The 7,555-nt window shown below is 72.7% G+C and carries 3 protein-coding genes; 1 reads left to right on the top strand and 2 read right to left on the bottom strand.

The features are described 5' to 3' along the window. The first annotated feature begins 52 nt into the window (after window positions 1-52). Window positions 53-3,463 (top strand): hypothetical protein, encoded by a 3,411-nt coding sequence (locus A6A27_RS37645; RefSeq protein ID WP_143194389.1) that lies wholly within the window; start codon window positions 53-55, stop codon window positions 3,461-3,463. A gap of 24 nt (window positions 3,464-3,487) precedes the next feature. Here A6A27_RS37645 and A6A27_RS37650 read toward each other — a convergent pair whose 3' ends face one another. Together A6A27_RS37650 and A6A27_RS37660 are read right to left on the bottom strand one after the other, a co-directional pair. Further along, on the bottom strand, window positions 3,488-5,566 hold the full coding sequence (locus A6A27_RS37650; RefSeq protein WP_143194390.1) for a hypothetical protein: 2,079 nt from the start codon (window positions 5,564-5,566) through the stop codon (window positions 3,488-3,490). Window positions 5,567-6,591: 1,025 nt separating this feature from the next. Then, window positions 6,592-7,555: IS110 family transposase (locus A6A27_RS37660; protein WP_158074132.1), on the bottom strand; the 964-nt coding region annotated here is incomplete at its 5' end.

Below are 7,555 nucleotides of genomic sequence, written 5' to 3' on the forward strand. Positions count from 1 at the left end.
CATGGGGGATGTCGAACTCGGTGCCTATTTGAATCGGCAACCGTCCGCCGACGTGTCGGGATTCCTGTTGCCGCTGGGCGGTGTCGCCGGTCTGGAGGCGTCCTGTCCACAGTCGGCGCCGGCGTTCCTGCGGCAGCTCGCCGGCCGGTACGGGGCGGCGGCGGTGCAGCGGCTACGGGCCGCGGACGCCCGGGTGCTGGCGGCGGTCCGCGCCGCCGAGGCGGTGCGGAACCTGCTGGTCAAGGAGCAGCTGCGGATGTCACCGCGGACGGCGGAGGTGGGCTTCCTGGCGTTGGACCGGCAGATCACCGCGCACGAGCTGAGCTACGCCGACGTGCTGACCGTCCTCGCGCTCGGCGATGACGACCGGCCGGCCGGCGGGCTGGACGAGGTGGAGCCGCCGCCGGCGGCGCTGGCGGTGCTGGGCGAGATGCTGTGGAGCAGCGCGTACGCGGAGCCGCAGCGGCGGGTCGCCGCGCTGGTCCGCGGGGCCACCGACGCGCAGGAGCTGGCCGACGCGTATGTGGAGGTCGGTCGGCAGCTGACCGGGGTGGTGGTGGCCCGCCACGAGGGCGACGACGAGGACGTGCGCGCCGGGGCGGTGCTGGCGCCGCTGGCCGGATGTTTGGATGAGGAGCAGGCGATCGCCCAGGCCCGGCTGACCGGCGTCGCGACCGCCGTGCTGCGGGCGACCGCCGTGGTGCCGCGCATCCACTACACGTGCGCGCTGTCGACGAACCTCACGTATGCCGACGTGCTGTCCGGCACCGGTCCCGCCCGCACCGACCTGACCACGCAGGGGGCCGACGCGCGGGTGGTGGCGCTGACCACCGCGGAGGGGCACGTGCTGCGGGCCGGCGGCGGCCGGTACTTCTGCCTGGCGGGCATGCCGCACCGGGCGCCGTGGCTGTCGGCGGAGTATCCCGACCACGACCCCGGCGTGTGGCTGCGGGCCGACCTGCGGCTGGCCGAGTTGCACGCGCGCGGCGACGACGCGTGGGACGGCGACGTCTACCGCCCGGACCTGCCGCTGGGCGCGCTGTTCACCCAGACCGCGCTGGACTACACCCTGGCCCGGCTGATGTTGGCCGAACGGACCCTCGACGCGCAGCGCCGCCGGTTCAAGCCGACGGACGCGCCGCTGCCGCTGCCGGAGCCGGGCGGCGCGCTGCGGGCGAAGACGGCCGAGCTGCGCCCGCTGTTGCACGAGGCGGCGCTGTTGGCCTGGGTGCTCGGCGATCGGGAACCTACTGAGGCGGAGAGCCGCAGCGCGCAGCGGTTGACCGCGCGGATCGGCGAGATTGCCGCCGCGGAGCCGCTGGCGCCGCTGTTCATCACGATCGACCGGGACGAGGACGAGGCCCCGGAGCTCGGGGAGTTCACTGATGAGCTGGCCGGCGGGCTGGACGGCGACGCGTCGCGCAAGGTGCTCGCCGCGCTCGACGAGCGGCTGGACAATGTGGCGAAGCTGCGCGGGTACCTGCTGTCGGCGCATCCGGTTGCGGCGCGGCGGCTGGCCCCGGTCCATCCGGATGTGATCGAGGCGTTCACTGACGAGCAGCGCCGCATGATCGGTCTGGTACTGCTCGTCGGCCAGTTGCGGGACCTTGCCGGCGAGCTGGGCATGGAGCTGGCGAACGTGCTCCTGCTGGTGCTGGGGCTGGTCGAGCCGCCGGTCGCGCTCGCCGCCGGTAGCCTGTCCGCGGCGATCGGCGCGGTCGGGGTCGTGCAGGGGTTCCAGCAGGCGGAGCTGCTGGCCGTGATGGCCGCCCTGGACGCACCGGGCGGGTTCCAGCTCGCCGCCGCCGAGGACGCCGCCGAGGCCCGCACGGCGGCGTGGCGGGGGCTGGCGCTGTCCCTGGTCGACTTCCTGCTGCTCGGCGCGGATGTGGGACGGCAGCTGCGGCGGGCGGCGATCGGCAGGGCCGCGACCAGTCCGCTGGCCGCGCAGATCGCCGCCGACTCGGTACGGGTGCCGTTTCTGCGGGCCATCCCCGCGCCGGCCGCCGTCGCCGCCGCGCTGCCGGGCGCCGCGTCGGCCGGCGCGAAGGTGTCCGAGCTGGCCGCGGCGGCGGAGCTGGCGAACAAGCAGCGGCTGAGCAGTCGCGCGTTCAAGAGCCTGAGCAGCGAACTGCGCATGTCGCAGCGCAGCCTGCGGAACCTGATCATCAGCGCGGTCGACGAGGTGCGTCGCGCTGAGGCGGTGCTGCTGCTGCGCAAGGCGGCTCGGAACCTGCTGGAGGGCGGGGCCGCGAAGAGCGTCCCGGCGACCTCGGTGCTCAAGGGCGCCAGGAAGGCGGTGACCAGCATCGCTCCCCGTTCGGTGCGGGAGTACCTGGTGGTCGGGGCGGCTGACCCGGAGATCGGCTGGGGGTTGGAGCAGCTGGCCGCCGGCCGGCGCACCACGGTGGTGGCGCCGGCCCGCAACGCGGGCGTGGACGCGGTCGTGGCCGGCAACGGCCGGTTCGTGCAGGGCGGCGTCACCGATCTGCCGGCCGGCTACCAGTGCACGGTCGCCCGGGAGGAGCTGCTCAATCCGGCGCAGCTGCCCGACCCGGTGACCTTCGTGACGCAGCGGGTGGACCGGCTGCGCCAGGGCGGCCAGTGGGTCGTGGTGACCGAGTCACCGGCGTTCGCCCGGTCCCTCGCCGGGGTGGCGCCCCGCTCCGGGGTGCGGATCTGGACGACCGAGTACACCACCATCCGCAACGGCGTCGCCGTGCCCCGCCACGTCGTGGTGGTGGCTCGGCCCCGGCCGACGACGATGACCGCGATCACGGCGCTGATCCAGCCGCCCGGGCTCACCCCGGCGCGGGTCACCGGCTACCTGCAGACCCTGCTGAGCCCGGCCAACCTGCCCCGCCTGCAGCGCAAGCTCACCGAACTGTGGCACCAGGGCATGATCGAGGCCGGGCAGGTCCCCGACTGGGTGCTGCGCAACCTGACCGGCAACATCGGCGAGATCCTCGCCGACGGCTACAAGGACCGGGTCCTCAGAGGCCGCCTCGTCGGGGAGAGCGCCGCCAAGCTGCAGTCCGGCGTACGCCGGATCGACGGGGTGACCGAGATGTCCAAGGAGTTCACCGACGACCTGATCACCGTCGAACGCAACGGCAATCTGATCGTGCTGGACGTCTTCGAGATCAAGGCCGGACCGCGCGGCGGCCAGGAAGGCATCAGCCAGCTGTTCGAATGGATGGAGAACGAACTGGAGGTGGGTGACCGGATCGCCGTGGGCGGCCGGGAGTTCGTCTACGACCCGGCCGCCACCGGCCGCGGCCGGATCATCGGCCTGAGCGGGGCCCGCCGGCACCTCGTCGTGGCCAAGGGCGCCGAGACGGCCGGGCGGCGTAGCGCCGATCAGGTGGCCGCGGAGGTGATAACCGAGACGTTGGACCTGTCCGCCGCGGAGATCCGCCACCTGGCCCGGCGGATCATCGAGGGCCTGCCGCCCGTGCCGTGACCCCGCCGGGCCGGGTCGCGACGGTCAGGCGTCCCGGTACGCGCCGGCCAGGTCGTGCCACTGCGCGACAGCCAGCCGCTGGATGGTGTTGAAGTGGACGTTGGTGTTGTCCGGCGGCGGCGAGCCGACCCACGGGCGCAGCTTCGCCGACAGGTTGTCGGCCAGGGCGCGGGCGGTGGACGGGCGGGAGTTGAACCGGGCGTAGGTGAGGAACCGGCGGCTCAGCTCATCGGTCACCGCGACCGGCGGCACCTTGCCGGCCAGGTACGCGGTCATCTCGTCTAGCCGGGCGTGCAGCTCGGCGGCGACCAGCTCGATCGCCGCCGCCCACCCGTTGACCGTGCCCACCTCGAGGCTGCGGGTGAATCCCGCCTCGGTGCGCACCTCGGTGCGGTCCCAGTTCACCGCCAACGCCACGGCCGGGTCCACGTACCCGGCGGTGACCAGGTTGAACATGTACTCGGCGCGTTCGTCGGCCGCGCTGGCCGGCACCTCCGGCGGGATCGCCGGCCGGCCTGCGGGCAGCCGACCGGTGCGGTAGACGATCAGGTCGAGGCCGACGAAGTCGTACGCCTGCAGCACCTCGTTGGCGTTGAACGCGCCAGAGGCGGGCAGCTCGTTTGCGCCGCCCTCGCCGAAGAAGACGACCTGCAGGAACTCCGGTGACAGGCCGTGCCGGCCGGCGGACTCCCGGAACAGCGCGTACAGGGCACTCTGCGGGCGGTTGCGGACGTTGCGGGGCACGATCCACGCCAGGTGAGCGTCGACGTTCCAGTGCGCGCCGGCCTTGTCCTGCAGCTGCTTCTGCCGGGACGCGACCGCCCAGTAGTTCTCCCACACCATCGCCGCGTCGTACTGCCGCAGATGGGTGTCGATGGCGGCGGCCGGGGCGGCGCCGAGCGGCACGTCCACGGTGGGCTGCGGCGGGGCGCCGACAAGGCGCGGCAGTGCGGGCGGCAGGCTCAGCCGCACCTGGTCGCCGGCGAGCACCGCGGACGGGTCGGCCGAGCGGGGAATGACCCAGAACCGGTAGGTGTCGTCGGCCAGCGGCAGGTGGACCACACCGGACAGCGGCAGCCGCAGCGACTCCGTCGCCCCGCCGCCGACGGGCCGCCAGCACAGCTGATGCGCCGGGTACGGGCGGCGGGGCGCGGCGCCGGTGTCCGGGCCGGGCAGGGGCGGGCGGCGCAGTTCGAGGCGCCGGTAGCGTCGCCCGTCGGGGCGGGGCGCGGCGAGCGCCGCCCGCAGCGGCGCGGCCGCGTGGTCCGGCGCATACGCGGCGTCCGGGGCGGCCTGGAACAGCGCCCACGCGGAGATCACGCTGTGCGCCGGGTGGGCCGGGTTGGTGAGCTGGTCGGTGAGGGTGCGCAGGGCCGGCGGGACCAGTTGTTCGCCGGGCAGGTCGTCGTAGGCGGGTCGCTGGTCGAACCAGGTCGGGGAGAGCACCTCGAAGCTGGTGGCGGCCACGGTCAGCCGCAGTCGGGTCTTCCCGCCGGCCGCTGGTGGGGCGATCACCGGCATGGGCAGGGCGGCGGTGTCGCGGGCCGGGTCGGCGGGGTCGACGGTGATCCAGAGCCGGCCGGTACCGGACAGCAAGCTGATCACCAGTTTCTGGTGGTGGAGCGGGTCGGTTTCGGCGACGCTGACGCCGCCCAGGGTGAACCGACGTCGCGGCACCGACGCGAGGGTGGTGAACAGGAACTCGCGGGTGAGCGTCACCTTGCTGTAGCGGACGAGCTGCGGCACGGGATCGAAGCCGGGCAGATGCTGCCCGAAGGCGTCCTCGTGCACCATGGTCGGGGTCTTCAGCACCAGGTCGCCGGTCACCGACCACTTGTCGTAGCGGCCGGGCACGACCTCACCCGGCACGGTCGGGTTACCGGCGACGCTGTCCGGGACGAACTGCAGAACTCCTTCCCACAGCGGCGCGATCTGCACGGGCCGGCCTGGGGAGTCGGTGTCGAAGGACAGCTCCAGCGTCTGCGGAAACGGGTCACCCGGCTTCGGGTCGCCGTCGAGCGGAACCTCGGTGACCGCCAGTTCGCGCAGCTGGGTCTGCTGGTCGGCGCTGATCGGGGTACGGAGGAACGTGTCGACGCGCATGGACGCCTCCTTCGGCTGCACCGTGACGGCGCATCGTGCTCCCCAGGGCCTCCGGCGCCGACCCCGCAGACGCTGGGCGGCTCGGGCAGGCGTGAAGAGATCGTACCCGGGCCGGCAAGGGCGGTACCGGCGCCGCGCGCGGCACGCCACTCCAGGATGTGGCAGTGGTACATGCCCTCCCGGCGCAGGATCGCCGTCCCTCACCGGCGGCCTTCGCCGCGTCGTATTCCGCCGCCGCCACAGCGTCATCGTCTCGGCCACCGCGGCACTTCAGGCATCGAGGGCGACGAGGCCCGCGGAGATGTTGTCGACGTTGGCGGCGATCGCGACGTCGTGGAAGACGATCGGTGAGCTACTCATCACTCGATCCCACGAGGAGGCCCATGAGCCGGCTGTTGTCCGTAGGAGGTGCCCCGGCACCCCCGTTCGTGTCCAGCGCTACCACCTGCAGGCCTTGGTTCGTGACGGTGCACGACACCGCCGTGGCGACGCTCGGGCCGGGACCCTGCCTGCCAGCACTCACGTTGGTCCAGGCCGTCCACGACCCGTTCTCCGCGCGCGTGGTGTGGAAGACCTGCCCGCTCTGCGTGACCCCTGTCTGTCATTCCTGAAGCAGCGGGGGCGTGTCAACCCTTCTTGGCTGGACTGCTGCGACCGGTTTGTGTCGATTCCTGGCTCGGTGCTGACAAACGCCGGTAAGGGGTCGGGGTCAAGACTCGACCGGAGGTCGACCGCGTCAGCGGCTTGGTCTTGACGCCGATCCCGTGGGGCGCAGAATCGGTGCGCCGGGAGACTCTCACTGGTGAAGTTGTGGGGTGGCCGTGTTCTTCACCGTCCGGTAGTGCGGACGCTTTGGCAGCCCGGGGGTCCCGGTGCCGGTCATTCCTTCGCCACGCGGGGGCTGTCCTTGTGGCATGAAGTGAAACGGCCGCGGCCAGGCGGGGTCAATCAGAATCACTCGACCACGCCAGCGGGGGTCAGACAGACAACGACCTCGCGCCTGGCCGCGCCGGGACCGGGGGTGTTCATGCCGGGGTGGTGGCCAGGCAGCGGATGCGTCCGTCGCGGAGGCCGTAGAAGACGAGGGCGAGTAGTTCGCGGGCGGCGGCGACCTTGGCGATGTTGTTGCCCCGCCGGGCAGCCAGCCGGGCCTTGGTGGCGGCGAGGGGACCGTGGTGGACGCGTTGGACGGCCTCGACCGCGGCCCAGCGGACGAGGTGGTTGCCCTGCTTGGTGATGCGCCCACGGTGGACTCTCGTGTCCGACTCGCGGTGCCGGGGTGTCATGCCGGCCCAGGAGCACAGCTGCTGCGGGCGGGTGAAACGGGTGATGTCGCCGATCTCGGCGACGAACACCGCGCCCAGCACCGGGCCCACGCCGGGTAGGGCCTGGATCGCCTTGAACCCCGCATGATGCTTCAGCTCGGCGCTGACCCGCTTGCCGACCATGTCGATCTCGAAGGTGTACGCGTCGATCAGCCGGAGCAGGGACAGCACCCGGGCCTGGAACGGTGGATCGAGCCGCAGCTCGTCGAGCTGTCGCCGGCCGGCGGCGCCGAACATGTCCGAGGGCGCAAGGGTGACGCCCTGCCGGGCGAGCACGGCGTGGACCTGTGCCTTGAGCCCGGAACGTAGCGCGACGAGCTTGGCCCGGTGCCGTACCGACTCCCGCAGTGCCCGCACCTGCGGCGGCGCGATCCACGCCTCAGGCAGGCGGCCCATACGCAGCAGATCAGCCAGGTCCGCGGCATCACGCTCGTCGTTCTTCACCCGCCGGTACGCGAAACCCTTCACCCCCAACGGGTGAGCCAGGTGCACCGTGGCGCCGGCCTCGGCGAGGACGTCGGAAGCCCAGTACCAGCCATAGGTGGCCTCCAGCACCACCTCAGGAGCCTCGCCCCACGAACTGACCTGCGCGGCGAACTCCACCGGGTCGCTGGCGATACGCACCACCGGCCCGATCCGCTCGCCGTCCGGAGTCATCCGCACG

Origin of the sequence: Micromonospora sp. CB01531 (genome assembly GCF_001905095.1) — a bacterium.
GTDB lineage: Bacteria > Actinomycetota > Actinomycetes > Mycobacteriales > Micromonosporaceae > Micromonospora.